The sequence below is a fragment of the Bradyrhizobium sp. BRP20 genome (assembly GCF_020194215.1).
Lineage (GTDB): Bacteria > Pseudomonadota > Alphaproteobacteria > Rhizobiales > Xanthobacteraceae > Bradyrhizobium > Bradyrhizobium yuanmingense.
The window spans coordinates 1-15,822 of the sequence record NZ_JADYVY010000001.1 but is presented as its reverse complement, the minus strand read 5'-3'; the positions used below and the strand labels follow the sequence as shown (position 1 = coordinate 15,822).

13 protein-coding genes are annotated in these 15,822 nt (G+C 61.6%); 8 read left to right on the top strand and 5 right to left on the bottom strand.

Features of this window, described 5'->3' with window-relative positions; translation table 11 throughout:
- Positions 1-142: 142 nt before the first annotated feature.
- From fdxA to I6F33_RS00050, 4 genes are all read right to left on the bottom strand, one after another.
- Complete coding sequence (gene fdxA, locus I6F33_RS00065; protein WP_018643465.1) at positions 143-481, bottom strand: ferredoxin FdxA; 339 nt, start codon at positions 479-481, stop codon at positions 143-145.
- Between the two features lie 132 nt (positions 482-613).
- Positions 614-865, bottom strand: a complete 252-nt coding sequence (locus tag I6F33_RS00060) for an RNA-binding S4 domain-containing protein (RefSeq protein WP_074447665.1) — start codon at positions 863-865, stop codon at positions 614-616.
- Positions 866-893: 28 nt separating this feature from the next.
- Positions 894-4,325 carry a helicase-related protein gene (locus I6F33_RS00055; protein WP_225140605.1) on the bottom strand — a complete coding sequence of 1,144 codons (3,432 nt, stop codon included), beginning with the start codon at positions 4,323-4,325 and terminating at the stop codon, positions 894-896.
- A 704-nt stretch (positions 4,326-5,029) separates the two neighbouring features.
- The gene (locus tag I6F33_RS00050) at positions 5,030-5,848 is read right to left on the bottom strand and encodes a DUF3108 domain-containing protein (RefSeq protein ID WP_225141271.1); all 819 of its coding nucleotides are present in this window, start codon (positions 5,846-5,848) and stop codon (positions 5,030-5,032) included.
- Between the two features lie 595 nt (positions 5,849-6,443).
- Between I6F33_RS00050 and rpmB the strand changes: the two genes are divergently transcribed.
- The 7 genes from rpmB (at position 6,444) to ftsZ (ending at position 13,478) form a co-directional block, all read left to right on the top strand.
- Positions 6,444-6,752: a 50S ribosomal protein L28 gene (rpmB, locus tag I6F33_RS00045; RefSeq protein ID WP_225140603.1), complete on the top strand. Its 309-nt coding sequence runs from the start codon at positions 6,444-6,446 to the stop codon at positions 6,750-6,752.
- Between the two features lie 176 nt (positions 6,753-6,928).
- On the top strand, positions 6,929-7,990 hold the full coding sequence (locus I6F33_RS00040; RefSeq protein ID WP_225140601.1) for a YaaC family protein: 1,062 nt from the start codon (positions 6,929-6,931) through the stop codon (positions 7,988-7,990).
- Positions 7,990-8,505 carry a hypothetical protein gene (locus I6F33_RS00035; protein WP_225140590.1) on the top strand — a complete coding sequence of 172 codons (516 nt, stop codon included), beginning with the start codon at positions 7,990-7,992 and terminating at the stop codon, positions 8,503-8,505. The genes I6F33_RS00040 and I6F33_RS00035 overlap by 1 nt, the downstream gene beginning before the upstream one ends.
- Before the next feature lie 35 nt (positions 8,506-8,540).
- On the top strand, positions 8,541-10,136 hold the full coding sequence (locus I6F33_RS00030) for an AAA family ATPase (protein WP_225140588.1): 1,596 nt from the start codon (positions 8,541-8,543) through the stop codon (positions 10,134-10,136).
- Positions 10,129-11,196, top strand: a complete 1,068-nt coding sequence (locus tag I6F33_RS00025) for a UvrD-helicase domain-containing protein (protein WP_225140586.1) — start codon at positions 10,129-10,131, stop codon at positions 11,194-11,196. The genes I6F33_RS00030 and I6F33_RS00025 overlap by 8 nt, the downstream gene beginning before the upstream one ends.
- Before the next feature lie 361 nt (positions 11,197-11,557).
- A complete protein-coding gene (locus tag I6F33_RS00020) occupies positions 11,558-12,073 on the top strand; it encodes a hypothetical protein (protein ID WP_225140584.1) in 516 nt (171 codons plus the stop codon).
- A gap of 148 nt (positions 12,074-12,221) precedes the next feature.
- On the top strand, positions 12,222-13,478 hold the full coding sequence (gene ftsZ, locus I6F33_RS00015; RefSeq protein ID WP_225140582.1) for a cell division protein FtsZ: 1,257 nt from the start codon (positions 12,222-12,224) through the stop codon (positions 13,476-13,478).
- A 184-nt stretch (positions 13,479-13,662) separates the two neighbouring features.
- Here the strand turns inward: ftsZ and I6F33_RS00010 are convergent, their stop codons facing one another.
- Positions 13,663-14,340: a hypothetical protein gene (locus I6F33_RS00010; RefSeq protein ID WP_225140579.1), complete on the bottom strand. Its 678-nt coding sequence runs from the start codon at positions 14,338-14,340 to the stop codon at positions 13,663-13,665.
- Between the two features lie 161 nt (positions 14,341-14,501).
- Between I6F33_RS00010 and I6F33_RS00005 the strand changes: the two genes are divergently transcribed.
- A partial coding sequence (locus I6F33_RS00005; protein WP_225140577.1) for a DUF2235 domain-containing protein occupies positions 14,502-15,822 on the top strand: 1,321 nt, incomplete at its 3' end.

The following is a 15,822-nucleotide window of genomic DNA, read 5'->3' as shown; positions in this document are numbered from 1 at the left end:
ACCCAGAGGGGCCAACGGGGCTGACGGGGTTCGGCTTAATGTGCCCAATATAGCACATTTCCCGCAAAAATCAATGATTTAGGGGTCTTGAGGGCTGGTTTTCGGCGGCAGCGCCGCTATTAGGGTTAAGTTTGGGCGCGAATTAGTCCCCAGAGCCGGGGTTCGGAGAAAAATATTTCTCGAACTTGCCTTCCATGCCGTCGAATTCCTTGGCGTCGGCAGGTGATTCTTTCTTCTGGGTGATGTTCGGCCAGCTCTTGGCGTAGTCGGCGTTGACCTGGAGCCACTTTTCGAGGCCCGGTTCCGTGTCCGGCTTGATGGCGTCGGCGGGGCATTCCGGCTCGCACACGCCGCAATCGATGCACTCGTCGGGATGGATGACGAGCATGTTGTCGCCCTCGTAGAAGCAATCGACCGGGCAGACCTCGACGCAGTCGGTGTACTTGCACTTGATGCAGTTTTCAGTGACGACGTAAGTCATCCAACGCTCCGAAAAGCTCTTTTAGAAGTCGCGGCTTGCCTAGCGCGGATGGCCGGGCGCCGCAAGGTCGGGAAAGCCCGATCATGACGGCTTTGTGTGTTTGATCGATCAAGAAATGAATGCAAAGCGCAATTAATTGCGCGTCCCGAGCTCCTCATAGAGCACGCGAGCCGAGGCGGCATCGCCACGGCGCTCGTTGAAGGCGGTGACCTTCAGCACGCGCACGGTGCGATCGAGCGCGATGGTGAGGACGTCGCCAAGCTTGATCGCATGGCCCGGCGATGTCTCGCGCACGCCGTTGACGCGGACATGGCCGGTGACGACGAGCTCGGCCGCGGAGGTGCGCGCCTTCACCACGCGCGCGTGCCACAGCCATTTGTCGATGCGCTGCCGCTCGGTCGTCGTCGTGGGATTACTCCTTCCGCCCCAGCTGCTCTTTCAGCGCGGCGAGCTTGGCGAAGGGCGAGTTCGGATCGATCGGACGATCGCGCTCGCGCGGGTTCGCGCTCGAGGCGTAGGGACGCAGCGAGGGACCCGACTCGCGATCACGGCGGTCGCGGCCCTTGTCGCGGTCGCGGCCGCGATTGTCGCGGCCCTTGTCGCGATCTCCGCCGAACTTCTTGTTGTCGCGGTTGCGATCGCGATCCTTGTCGCGGTCCCCCTTGCCCTGGAAGCTGCGATTGCGGTCGTCGCGACGTTCACCGCCCTCGCCGCCTTCACGCGGCTTGCGGAAGTCGCGGCCGCCATCGCGGCGATGGCCGCCGCCATGACGATGGCCCGGCTTCGCGCCGTCGGCGGCTTCGCCGGGCGCGGCGCTCGCTGCATCGGGTGCAGCGCCGGGCCGCGGACGCTGGTTGTTGTGACGCTGATGGCGATGGCGCTCGTGGCGCGGCTTGCGATCTTCGTGACGACCGGCAGGGCGCCAGACCTCGACCAGCTCGGGCTCGACCGGTGCAACTGCCGCCTCAGGCGCGGCAGCATCGGGGGATGCAGCAGCTTCCGTCGCGGCGGTCTCGGCCGCAGCGGCTTCGAGGCCGGCAGCCTCGGCGGGCGTCGCAGCCTCTTCTGCGGGCGGAGCGATGCCGGGGGCGTCCTCGGGCGTGACGGGCGCTTCCGGAGAGGCTTCCAGCGCCGGCTCCTTGTGAGCCTCCTCAGGAGCGGGCTCGTCGTGCGGCTCCATGCCGGGGGCGTCTTCGACGGTGACGGATTCGGCCGTAGCATCAGCGGCCGTGGCCTCAGCCGGCAGGCCGGCAACGGCCTCGGCTGCAGCCTCGGTCGAGGTCTCCGCGCTGCCTTCAGCGGGCGGCGTCTCGGCCGCGACGGTCTCAGTGACGATCTGCTCGGTCACGACCTGCTCGGCGACCACAGGCTTGGGCGGCAGCGGCGGGCGCTTCTCCATGCGATAGCCGAGCGCGCGCAGCACGGAGGCAAAATCCTCGCCGGCAGATCCGGTCAGCGAGGTCATCGCCTGCGTGACCACGAAGCTGCGGCCATCGAACGCGCCGGCGGGCTTTTCGCCCGGCGAATTCTCGCGCCAGGCCAGCGCCGGGCGGATCAGGTCGGCGAGGCGTTCCAGGATGTCGACGCGCACCGCGCGCTCGCCGGCCTGCTTGTAGCCGAGCACGCGATAGGCATCGCGCGGCAGCGCCTTGTCGACCGGGAACGAGGTACGGCCCGAGGAGGCCAGATGCTGCGCGCCCGACAGCGCGGAGAGATCGACATTGTCCTGCTTCAGCGCCCAGAGCAGTGCGGCGAGCGCACGCGCGGCGGGCTTGAGCAGGCCGGGGAAATAGAGGTGATAGGCGCCGAAGCGGACGCCGTATTTGCGCAACACGGCGCGCGAGGGCTGGTCGAGATCTTTCAGCTCGCTGGCGATCTTCGGACGCTCGAGCACGCCGAGCGCCTCGACCAGCTGATAGGCGATGCCGCGGGCAATGCCGGTGACGTCCTCGGCCTTCGACAGCTCGAACATCGGCCCGAGCAGCTTTTCGATGTGCGTCTTGAGCCAGAGCTCGAGCCGCGCCTGCACCTTGTCGCGGGGGGCGCCGGTCAGGCGCTCGTCGGAGATGATGCGGATGCGCGGATGCAGCGCCTCGTCCGCGGCGGCAAGGCGGGCCACGGCATCGCCGGTCCAGCGGATGATGCCTTCGGACGTCAGCACGAACTGATCGTCCGGCGCATTGCCCAGCTTTTCGGCGCGCGCGTTGATCTCGCCGGCGAGCACCGCTTGCGCTGCAGCCTGCAAGGCTTTCGCATCGGAGCCGGCTTCCGCCGCATCCGGTGCAAAGGTGAAGCCATCGAGGCGGCCGATGACATGGCCTTCGACGATGACTTCGCCGGTCTTGCCGATTTCAGTATTCAAGCTCGTGTTCTCCCGCAGGCGGCGCATCAATACACTGGTCCGGCGATCAACGAAACGCTCCGTCAAGCGTTCATGGAGCGCATCCGATAATTTATTTTCGACCTCCCGCGCGATCCCCTGCCAGCGTTCCGGGTCTTTCAGCCAGTCCGGGCGGTTGGCGACGAAGGTCCAGGTGCGGATCTGGGCGATTCGGGCCGACAGCGTGTCGATGTCGCCGTCGATGCGGTCGGCCTGGGTGACCTGGGACTCGAACCAGGCATCGGGAATGCAGCCCTTGCGCATGAGGAAGCCGTACAGCGTCGTCACCAGCTCGGCATGGGCGGCCGGCGACAGCTTTCTATAGTCCGGGACCTGGCAGGCTTCCCAGAGCCGCTCCACGGCAGCCTTGCCATGCGCGATATCGCGCACCTCGCCGTCGCGGGCGGCGTGATCGAGCACGCGCATGTCCTCGGCGATCGGCGCGCGCGTCAGCGTCTCGTGGCCGGGGGCGAGGTTCAGCGAGACCTGGAGCGCGCCGAGCGAGGAGAAATCGAGCTTGGAATTGCGCCATTGCAGCACCTTCACGGCATCGAAGGTGTGGTTCTGCAGCGCGTTGACGAGCTCGGGCTCGAACGGCGCGCAGCGGCCCGTGGTGCCGAAGGTGCCGTTGCGGGTGGCGCGGCCGGCGCGCCCTGCGATCTGCGCGAATTCGGACGGCGTGAGGCGGCGGAACTGGTAGCCGTCGAACTTGCGGTCGGAGGCGAAAGCGACGTGGTCGACGTCGAGATTGAGGCCCATGCCGACGGCATCGGTGGCGACGAGATAATCGACGTCGCCGTTCTGGAACATCGCCACTTGCGCGTTTCGTGTGCGGGGCGACAGCGAGCCCAGCACCACGGCGGCGCCGCCATGCTGGCGGCGGATCAGCTCGGCGATCGCATAGACTTCATCGGCCGAGAACGCGACGATGGCGGTGCGGCGCGGCTGGCGCGTGATCTTGCGGTCGCCGGCGAATTCGAGCTGCGACAATCTGGGCCGCGTGATCATGGACACGCCCGGCAACAGGCGCTCGATGATCGGGCGCATGGTGGCGGCGCCCAGCAGCAGCGTCTCGTCGCGGCCGCGGCGGTTGAGGATGCGGTCGGTGAAGACGTGGCCGCGCTCGAGATCGGCGGCGATCTGGACCTCGTCGACGGCCAGGAAGGAGACGTCGATATCGCGCGGCATCGCCTCGACGGTCGAGACCCAATAGCGCGGATTCTTCGGCTTGATCTTCTCCTCGCCGGTGACGAGCGCGACGCTGGCCTCGCCGGCTCTGGCGGCGATCTTGTTGTAGACCTCGCGCGCGAGCAGGCGCAGCGGCAGGCCGATCATGCCCGAGGGATGCGCCAGCATCCGCTCGATGGCGAGATGGGTCTTGCCGGTGTTGGTCGGACCGAGCACCGCAGTGACGCCCGCGCCGGGGGCGCGCTCGGAGGCGAAGGGGGAGGAGGAAAAAGCCATGTCTATCGGATTAGGTAATGGCGATTTGGGCGAATGTCAGTGCTGGATGGGGCGGTGAGGGGGCTGGCTCTTCGTTCCTCATCCTGAGGAGCGCGTCAGCGCGTCTCGAAGGATGAAGGCCCGGCTGGTGCTGCTGGGCAAGCCAAGCCCCTCGCCCTTCGAGACGGCCGCTTGCGCGGCCTCCTCAGGGTGAGGGGCACACCGCGGGCGTGAAAACGCCCGCCCCAAATCCCGCGCAACTGTCTCACTTTGCGACGCTTTTCCCGTTCACTTTAAGCTTCGGAACGACTCTAGAACGAATCGCGGCCGAATCGCTGACTCCCCTGTGAGTCCCGTTCCGTTCACGCAACATGTCGCGGGACTCGTCTTGGTTGCGCACTAGATGGAGTTTTGCGGGGGCGCACAAGCGACCGGGGTGGTTAAAGCTGGGGATGGTGTGGAGTCGAATCAGAATCGGGGAGGAGTCAAATGGATTTACTGCGCAGGCGGGCTGGCCAAACAAAGAGTGCGAAAACAACCCCATGCACAGTAGGTAAGTGATTGATTTTGCTTAGCCTGCACCGAACGCTCGTCATTCCGGGGCGCGACGCAGTCGCGAGCCCGGAATCCATCGTGAAACCATCCCTGGAGCCCGATGGATTCCGGGTTCGCGCCAAGTGGCGCGCCCCGGAATGACGGCGGAGAGAGCGGCGCGGTCTCCTTGCCTACTGCGTCTTGGCGACCCGTGGCGGCTGGGGCGACGTGATGAAGCTCGTCGCTTCCAGCATGGCCGGGCCGAGCGGGGTCGGCACTTTCAGCCAGAACGGGACCAGGATGCGCGTGCCGGCGATGGGGGCGAACGCGATCTCCATGTTGCGCTGGGCGGCGAGGTATTTGATCACCGGGCGGTCGGGGATGTAGCCGGCGATCGGCACGAAATAGATCGCGCAGACCACGACCGGGCCCTTGTAGCCCTTCTCCGCCTTCACGGTCTCCATGCGCTTGAAATCGAGCTTGAGCTCGTAGCGCATGCGGCCGTCGAACACGGGCGCGGAGCTGTGGCAGGCGTCCTGTGAGACGGGATCACCGGTGCCCGGGACGCGCAAGAGCGAAGCGGTCATGGGGTCCCAAACGCCGCGGCGATGCGCCTCAGTGACGACGATGCGATCGGGATCGACCGGCGGCTCCGGCAGGATGGCAAAATCCTTCACATTGCCCTTGTCGAGGGTGATGCGGATCTCTTCGGTCTTTTTCTGGGTGGTGGTGGAGGCCTGGTAGCCGGTCGCAACCAGCGCGCCACCAACGACGCGCCCCTGGCTGGCGCCGGTGCCGGACCCGCCCGTGAACGACTTCAAAAGCCCGGTGGTGCCGCCGGCGGCCGCCGCCGAGAACACGTCGTCCTGGATATCAATGTTCCAGGCGCCCTTGCCGACGGGAATGCCCGCCAGCGTCGCCTCATATTGCGCCTCGAGCTTGCCTTGCGCCGCCGCGGGCGCTGCGCCGGACGCCAGGCCCAGCACCACCGCCAGGCCACAAAGCGCCATCAGCCGGCCGGCCAAGGGGACGTCCAAGCGGACGCCCCGACACAGACAGGCTGAGCGCAGGACTTGCGCGAAATGAAGCGTTGTCGGCACGAAACAATCCAATCAGAGCGCGATATGCTGTTACTTAAGCCAAAACCGGCGACAAACAATGTGTCGGGGCGTGCAGCCCCGGGAACTCCACCGGACTCTTCGACGGCGAATACGCCCTTTATGTGATGGTAAGGCGCGACAATCATTGCCGTTTTGGTGATCGAGCGGTAACGGGGGGCGTTCCCACCGCTCCCCACCCTCCGCTGTCATGCCCCGGCCTGACCGGGGCATCCAGTACGCCGCAGCGCCTCTGGTCAGCCGCGCCGCCGCGGCGTACTGGATCGCCCGGTCAAGCCGGGCGATGACACCGAGCGCGGGGCACGAGATCCCGGGTTCGGGCTCTGCCCGCCCCGGGACGACGGGCCAAAAACGGCCCGTCGCCTTGACGCAAGGCCCCTTCCCCCCTATACGTCCGCCCGCTCCCTGCAAGGACGAAAGAATTTGCCCCCGTGGCGCCGAAATGGCGGCCGCACTCGTTGGGGGTTCGAACTAAAGGATTTATGCCATGTCTCGCCGCTGCGAACTGACGGCCAAGGGCCCCCTCGTCGGCCACAAGGTCAGCCACTCCAACATCAAGACCAAGCGCCGCTTCCTGCCGAACCTCGTCAACGTGACGTTCATCTCGGAAGCTTTGGGCCGCAACGTGCGCCTGCGCGTCTCCACCAACGCGATCAAGAGCGTCGACCACAATGGCGGCCTGGACGCCTACCTGCTCAAGGCCAACACCGACGCGCTCTCCCCGCGCGCGGTCGAGCTGAAGCGCGCCATCCAGAAGAAGGTCGGCGACGCCCAGCCGGCGAAGCAGGCGAGCTGAGAAGATTTACCGTTAGGGCGGGGGCTAAGTTGCGTCGCGTGGCGTAGGCTTAGCCGAGTAGAGTTCGAGTAGCGGCCGGATCGGAAGATCCGGCCGTTTTTGTTTTGTGCGGGCTTTGCTCTTCTACAACCATAGAGCGCGGCGTAAGCTAGCTGCGCCTCGAATCAGAAAAAGCGATGGAAGCAACTTCAAGGGATATAGTTCAGGTCAAGTTTAGAGGGCGGGCAGTTCCGCCTCACAAGGCAATACTCACACCGGTCATTGGCGCCCCCAATGTTCTGACCAACAGTCCTTGGACATATGTCGCTTTGTGGCTCAAGCGCGGAGGCAAGGACAAGGCACTACTCTATTGGCAGCAAGCGCAAGAATTTCACAAGGTATCGCTTGGCCTCGCACCTCAATCTGCGCCGCTGCTGCTTTATTATTCCTTCTTGAACGCAACGAAGGCGCTTCTATCAGCGAAAGCAATTGTATTTAACGAACGCCACGGTGTTTCAGAGCATACTTCAGGCTCGCAACGCGGCAGCTCTTCTCTCAATCATCTTGGCATTAGAATTCAGCAACACGGAGTGTTGCCAAGCTTATCAAGCTACTACCAAGAAACCGAAGCCAACAGGACTCACACTCTTCAAGAGCTATTTTTCAATATGGTGTTCATACACCGCACCTATTGTCTAACATACACCTCGCAATCCGAGATGTTTATTCCGATCGCAAACTGCGGCTTCGTGGCGGACAGACCTACGAAGCAAGTGTATTTCCGTGCGGACATTACAAAGAATGTTCCCTTCGGAACTACTGTAAAGCGACTCCCAGCTCTTTTTGTCGCCGACGAACGGTTTGGCCCTCGAGCTATTCGTTCTGTGGACTCGGTGACCTGCCAACGGCCTGGCAAGTTGGGCTCGACGGCTCTAGGTAACGTCGCGGACCTCAACCGGCGACTGCGCCGCGAGCTATTCTTCATAAACGGTACCGAGCCACTTTGGTACATACGATCCCGAACGCGCGGGCCAAAACGAATCGAACGCCAACTGCCTACGCTCATCTTAGGCGCAATGCACCGGCTGAGCGAGATTAGTCGCTATAATCCGCCGCAGATGGCCTCCCTTCTGGCAGGACAGAAAAACTGGTTACTAAGTGAATTTATTCAGATGTCCGCTGAACAGTTCATCGATGAGATTGCATCGGAGCTGACAGGCGTTCAATTCCTAGTTCCAAATATTCGAGCAGCGAGCTGATGAATATCTACATTGCCTGCGCTTTAACCCACGTTCCGCGCTCTCTGTTTGGCGAGTATGTCACCTTCATTCACGAACTAGCTAAAAGCCTACGGGAGAATGATCCGGCTGCAGTGGTCAAATACGCTCTCGTAAACAGCGACCCCCAGCTCGCCACAAAGCCGGAAACCGAGCGGGCCCGACTTTGCTATCTTTGGGATCGAGCAATGGTGGAGGAGGCTGATCTAGTTATTGCTGAAGCCAGCTTTCCTTCCACTGGCCTTGGTATCGAACTCCAGTTGGCGGAGTCCGAAGGAACGCCAATTATCCTTTGCTTTCGCGACATCGGAACAAACAAGGTAGCAGCGGCCGCTTATGAGAATCCCGATCACAGCCATCACGAATTGCAGGTCGGCCAAGGTCTCGTAACGTTGATGGCTTTGGGAATCCCAACAATCTTTCGCACTATTCAATACTATGGGCAGAACGACGGTATTGAGCGCATCGTTGAGGCAACGAATTCCTTGCGCCAATAGTCGTTTCGACGAAGCCCACTTTGAGGGCAGACATCGTGAAGATATCCAAGGTCATCATCAAGAACTACCGCTGCTTATCCAATAGCCAAGTGGGGCTGAACGAGCACCTGAACATAATCGTTGGCGACAACGAGTGCGGGAAATCCACGTTCCTAGAAGCAATTCACTTGGCACTGTCCGGACAGTTAAACGGTCGACCTATTCAAGCCGAGCTCCACCCACACCTCTTCAACGCCGAAGCGGTGAGGCAGTATATCAGATCTCTTAGCAGTATGTTTCCCAAGGCTCCGCCGGCGATCCTAATCGAACTCTACTTTGCTGATGACCCAGGGATCGCAAGATTTAAGGGAAAGAACAATTCGGTGCGGCAGGACGCCGCCGGCGTAAAGTTATTGATCGAGTTCAACGAAGAGTATCAGGAAGAATATGCCGAGTACGTAGCAGACCCGACAATCATAAAAACGATACCTGTCGAATACTATATCGTGCGATGGCGCGATTTTGCTGACAACGACATTACAGCGAGATCGATACCGATCAAATCCAGCTTCATCGATGCCAGCACGATCAGAAACAACGCTGCAGCAAGCCGCTACGTTCTTGATCTAGTTAAAGACGGCCTGAGTAAAAAGGAGCAGGTCGATCTCGCTCTCTCGTATCGATTGATGAAGGACGAATTTCTCGCAGACGAGCGGGTGCGTGAAATAAATGGATCGCTCGACCAAAAAAAAGGAATCGTATCTCAGAAGACACTCTCGATTTCCTTGGATACATCGTCGCGAGCAAGCTGGGAGCTGAGCGTTGTTCCTCACCTTGATGACATTCCCATGCCACTTGTAGGTAAGGGGGAACAAAACAGCGTTAAAATCAAACTCGCGATGGAAGCCTCAGCGCAGTCGCACGTATTTCTGATTGAAGAACCCGAAAACCATCTCTCGTTCTCGAACTTAAACATTCTTATCAGCCACATCTCGACCAGATTAAGTGGTCGGCAACTAATACTGACAACTCACAGCAGCTTTGTGTTGAACAAGCTTGGAATGGATTCTGTCTTTCTGTTCAGGGCAGGCAATGCAAGGCCCCTAAAGGATTTACCCGAAGGCACGTACAATTACTTCATGAAACTGCCAGGATACGACACCCTTCGGCTCATCCTGGCAAAGCGAGCGATCTTAGTTGAAGGCCCCTCCGACGAACTCATCGTTCAAAAGGCATTTCTAATGCGCTTTGGCAAGATGCCTCTCGCGATGGGAATAGACGTGATCTCAGTAAGCTCGCTCGCCTTTAAGCGTTTCATAGATATCGCAGCGCTTCTCTCCATCGACGTAGATGTAGTGACCGATAATGACGGAGACGTCAGCAGACTTGAAACGAGGTACAAGGACTACTTCAATTTCCCTTCGGTCGACTTCGAATATGACAAGGATGAGACCGCGAAGACGCTTGAGCCGCAATTGGTCAAGAGCAACGGCGTGGAAATCGTCAATTCCATTATTGGAAAGTCATTTCAGACTGCGGAGGATTTGCTCTCTTATATGGCCGAGAACAAGACTGAATGCGCTCTGAGATTCTTCGAGACTGATCATTCTTGGACCGTTCCGACGTACATCAACAATGTTGTCTATGAATAACGTGGTAGTGTCCGCTGCCGGCGGAGGAAAAACCACTAGAATTGTCACTGAAGCTCTTGGAGAGACCAAAAAGCGCTGCGCTCTAGTAACTTATACCCAGAATAATGTCGCCGAGATCAAAGGGAAGATCTACCAAATCAACCGCTGCATCCCAGTACACGTAGAAGTATGGTCATGGTACTCTTTTCTGCTCCGCGAACTTGCTCGACCCTATCAGTCAACCCTAATCGGCTCTCGGATACCAGGAATTCATTGGACTCAAGGGCGATCTGACAGGTACGCCAAGCAGACTGAGATCAAACGTTTTTACTTCGGAGAGCAAGGCTTTATCTACTCCGACAAAATTGCGCAGTTTGTACTCGCCTGCAACGAAGCGTCCGCCGGCGCCGTGATCCGCAGGCTCGAAGAGCGCTTTGATTTGATCTACATCGACGAATTTCAGGACCTCGCCGGCTATGATCTCGATTTGATCGAGTTGATTTTGCGCTCACGCGTACAAGTGAACCTTGTTGGCGACCACCGACAAGCAACATTTCGCACAAACAACTCCGCCAGGAACAGCGCCTATTCAGGCATCAAGGTCATCTTGAAAATTCGAGAGTGGGAAAACCTCAAACTATGTAAGACCATCTACCAAGCTGAGACCTATCGCTGCAATCAGCGCATTGCCAATATTGCGGATGGTTTCTTTCCACGAGAGCCCAAGACAAAATCACTCAACGATGAGCTGACCGGCCATGACGGAGTCTTTGCCGTTAATAGCAGCGATATAGAAGCCTACGTTGAAAGATACCGACCGCAAGTTCTCCGCCTAGACGTCAAGACAGATTGTCGTGGCTACGAGCCGATGAATTTTGGCGAATCAAAAGGACTCACCTTTGAACGAGTCCTGATATTTCCTCACAAGCTCGCCAAAACATGGCTAGCTAGTGGCGACATCAAACACGTGGAAAAGTCGGCTTCGAAAATGTATGTCGGGGTTTCTCGTGCCCGGCACAGCGTCGCGTTCGTCTATGATGGTGCTCTAGGGGTAACTGGAATTGAGCGGTACGTTGTCTAGATTCATTGTTCTCGACCGAGCTCGCAGTTGCATTTGTTATCCAATTTTCCCCCACGTTCCGCCGGTAGCGTCACCCGGAGGCGCATCCCGTTCATCACGCAGCCAACACCGACCGCAACCACTCACCGAAAACCTCGTGATCTGCTCCAACGGCACCGGACATCGCCGCCTGCGCAAGGCCGGCAAGACGCAGCCGCGGCAGATGGCGCCCTACGTCTCCGGCCGCCGGCACCGCAGCGCCACCCGTAAACACCCCCCGCGCGCGTTAACCGTCCATTAACCAACGCACCCTAGCCTGCGGTAATCGTCCAGCCATCATTAGCTCGAAATGCCTTCCCGGTTCGCTCCAGGAGAAGCGCCGATGTGCGTTGAGTTGTTGACGTATGCCGATCTCGGTGCCCGCCTCAATGTCTCGCGCGAGGCCGCGCGGGCACTGGCGCGGCGTCGCCGCCTGCCGCGCTCGCGGTCGGGGGACGGCAAGGCGGTGGTGAGCGTCGATCTCGCCGCTCTCCGCTACACGCCGCGCCCGCGACGAGCCCGCCGGGCAGATCCCATCGCGACCTCCCTGGCCAGGATCGAGGCCGTCAAGACCGAGGTCTTCAAGGCGGAGATCGCGCGGCTCGAATCCGTCGCAACCGCCTACAGGGCCGTGTTCGAGCGCGAGCGCGAGCGCGCCGATCGCCTCGCCGTCGAGCTGACGCAGGCGGCCGCCGAGACCAAGGCCGCCAACGCATGGGCGGCACGACTGGAAGACGAAGTGACGGCGCTGCGGAGCGATCGCCGCCCTGGCGGCTCGATCGCGGGACACGCGGCGCGTCGGTTGGGACATCTGGCCGCCTTCATCGTGCAAGCAGACCGCGCGGCCAGAGCGCGATGAGATTGGGACGAATCGTCATCGCGCTCCAGGTTTTTGTTCGAGCATGATCTTTTCGGAAAACCGCTTCGCACTTTTCCGGATCATGCTTGCAGGTAGCACGCAAGACTTTCTTTAATCCCCGGCTTGCCGGAGCAATCGCGAGGGAAGAATGACTGGCAATACCGATATCCATGAAATGAAGGCCCGCATCGTCGTGTTCGGCGTCGGCGGCGCCGGCGGCAATGCCGTCAACAACATGATCGCGGCCGGGCTGCAGGGGGTCGAGTTCGTGGTCGCCAACACCGACGCGCAGGCGCTGGCGATGTCGAAGGCGAAGCGCCTCATCCAGCTCGGCACGAAGGTGACCGCAGGGCTCGGCGCCGGCTCGCAGCCGGAACTGGGACGCGCCGCAGCCGAAGAGGCGATCGACACGATCCGCGAGCAATTGACCGGCGCGCACATGGTGTTCGTGACGGCCGGCATGGGCGGCGGCACCGGCACCGGGGCTGCACCCGTCGTTGCCAGAATCGCGCGCGAGCTCGGCATTCTCACCATCGGCGTGGTCACCAAGCCGTTCTACTTCGAGGGCCAGCGCCGCATGCGCTTTGCCGAAGCCGGCATCGAGGAGCTGCTGAAGACGGTCGACACCCTCCTGATCATCCCGAACCAGAACCTGTTCCGGGTGGCCAGCGAGAAGACCACGTTCGCCGACGCCTTCGCCCTTGCCGACCAGGTGCTTTATTCGGGCGTGGCCTGCATCAGCGACCTCATCGTCAAGGAAGGCCTGATCAATCTCGATTTCGCCGACGTCCTCTCCGTCATGAAGGAGAAGGGCAAGGCCATGATGGGACGGGGCGAGGCTTCCGGCGAGAAGCGCGTGCTCGCCGCCGCCGTGGCCGCTATTTCCAATCCGCTCATCGAGAATCCCTCGATCAAGCGCGCCAGTGGCCTCATCATCTCCATCACCGGCGGCAAGGATCTCATGCTGTACGAGGTCGACGAAGCGGCGACCCGCATTCGCGACGAGGCCGACCCGGACGCCAACATCATCGTCGGTGCGTCGTTTGACGAAAGCCTAGAGGGCATCGTCCGCGTCTCGGTGGTGGCGACCGGGATCGATAATCTCGATCCGGCGCAGGCGCTACCAGTGGAAACCGCCCTCACCCAGCTCGCCGGCAGGCTGCGCAACGACGGCCGCCGCATCGCCGATCGCATCGAGCGCAGCGCCGTCCTTCCGCACGTGGGAAGCCCGCCGCTGCGCCCGCAGCCGCACCACCCCGTGGGACCACCGGTAAGGCCGGGCCTGGACCATGCGCGGCAGGCGGCGCTTCAGCCGCTCGATGCTTACGGCCGCGCGCCTGCACGCAATGCGCCCGACGAGGCCGTTCTCGATATTCCGGCCTTCTTGCGCCGCGCGGCGAACTGAGCGGCGGCGAGCGGGGAAGTTACCTGCTCGGCAACCAGCGAGCCCAACGACAACTTGTCATCCCGGGGCGCGACGAAGTCGCGAGCCCGGGATCCATAACCACCATCGTGAGTATGGATTCCGGGCTCGCGCCAAGAGGCGCGCCCCGGAATGACGGCGTAGAGCGTGCGCAGCCGCCGAGGCTTCAGGCCGCCGTGCTGTGCGGCTTCTCCGCTGCTTCCTTGTCCGTTTCCTTGTCGCGGGACAGCCAGGCCGGAAAGCGAAGCAGGCGTTCGTTGGTGTCCTTCGGCAGCTCGATGGGCGGGGCTTCAACGGCCGAACTCGGCAAGTCCAGCGCCGCGTGGCCGGATCGCACTGCATCCGCGCGCTGATCCAGTTCACGCAACAGGGGATCGAGCACGCTGTCGACCTCGGTCGCCACCGACACCAGGAAACTATTGAGCTCGCGCGCCTCGGGCACAACGGCCGCAGCCGATTCGACCGCCCTGGAGAGGCCGTCGACGACAGGTGCAAACGCGCCGGCGGCTTGCTTGATTCGCGTCTTGATCAGTTCGATCTCGCTCAGGACGCGCTCACGCTCCCGCCTTTTCTTCTCCTCCGAAAGGCGGGCTTCAATTTCGGCGATCTGGGCCGTCAGGGTCGTGGCTTCGGATGCGAGCGCATCACGTCTTCCACGCGCGCGATCGAGATCGCGGCTGAGATTGTCCACTAAGTCGTCCCTTGCGAACATGGCTTTGCTCCGTAGGACAGGCGTTCTGCCCTGTAGGACGGCCTTGGCGCGAACCGCCAGCCTCGCCATCGACCGCATGGCCGGATCGGCCGAAACAGGCATCAACTTCCGTCGCGTCACATGGGCCGACATGGTGATCCCCCATCGTCAACATTAGGCAACCGCATGGTTAACAAGAGGTTAATGTCAACACAGCCTTCGGCCATGGGACCGGGTGCCGGCGACGTCGCCTCCTCTCTGCCATCCATTTTCCGCTATACTCGCCCCGGTAGCATCCCCCGGAGGCGCATCCCATGGAATCCGCCCACCCCGCCGACCACAAGCCCGCCGGCAAGAACCTCGTCATCTGCTGTGACGGCACCGGCAACGAGATCAGCGAGAACATCTCCAACGTCCTGAAGCTCTATCGCTGCCTGCGCAAGACGGACAAGACGCAGCCCAGGCAGATGGTGTTTTACGATCCCGGGGTCGGCACCATGACGGAGCCGTCGACCTGGGGGCGCTGGAAGGCCAACATCAAGCTGGTGTGGGGGCTCGCGACCGGCTACGGGCTCGACGACAACGTGCTGTCGTCCTATTGCTTCCTGGTTCAGCATTACGCGCCCGGCGACAAGATCTACCTGTTCGGTTTCTCGCGCGGGGCTTACACCGTGCGCGTGCTGGCGGGGCTGATCCACAAGATCGGTCTGATCTCGCCGGAGCAGGCGAACCTCGCCGGCAGCGGCCTCATTGCCTACAAGCAATATTCGGGCAGCGGGCGCGGCAACGACGTCGAGGACATCAAGAACATCGTGTTCGACGAGAGCGGGCCGCTGCCGAAGGACGAATTCGACCTCGCCGCGCAATTCGCGCGCATCACCTCGACGCGCTGGCCGACCATCCATTTCGTCGGCGTCTGGGACACGGTGGCGAGCGTGATCGTGCCGCGCGCCGATCGCTTCTACTGGCCGAGCCTGGAGGAGCTCGCCTTCACGCTGCGCGATCCCAGCATCAGGATCTTCCGGCAGGCGATCGCGATCGACGAGCGGCGGCGCATGTTCCGCCTGAAGCCCTACGCGGAGCCGCAGGAGTTCTGGAGCAACCGCTACGTGCCCGACGAGAAGAAGGTGCCGCAGGACATCATGCAGGTGTGGTTCGCCGGCGTGCATTGCGACGTCGGCGGCGGCTATCCGGAGGCCGAGAGCGGGCAGTCCAAATATCCGCTGCTCTGGATGATCGACGAGGCCGAGAAGGCCGGGCTGAAGTTCAACCCGCGCACGGTGAACCAGCTCGCCTGGGGCGTCCAGCGCAAGAACTCGCCGTTCACATATGTCGAGCCCGCTTTTACCGGCAAGACCGGCATGTTGCACGATTCCATGACGGCGGTCTGGCGCGTGCTGGAGTTCTTGCCGAAGAGTGCGAAATACCGGGAATGGCCGGCGCGGAAAGTCTATTTCGGCTTCTACATCCCCGATGGCGAGCCGCGCCTGATCCCCGAAGGCGCACATGTGCACGAGAGCGTGCTGAAGCGCATGGCGGTGGAGCCGGGCTACCGGCCGGTGAACCTGCCGAAGGATTACGTGACCGTGCCGATGCCGGTGCCGCCGGGGGCGGATGTGGGGGCGGAGGTGGAGG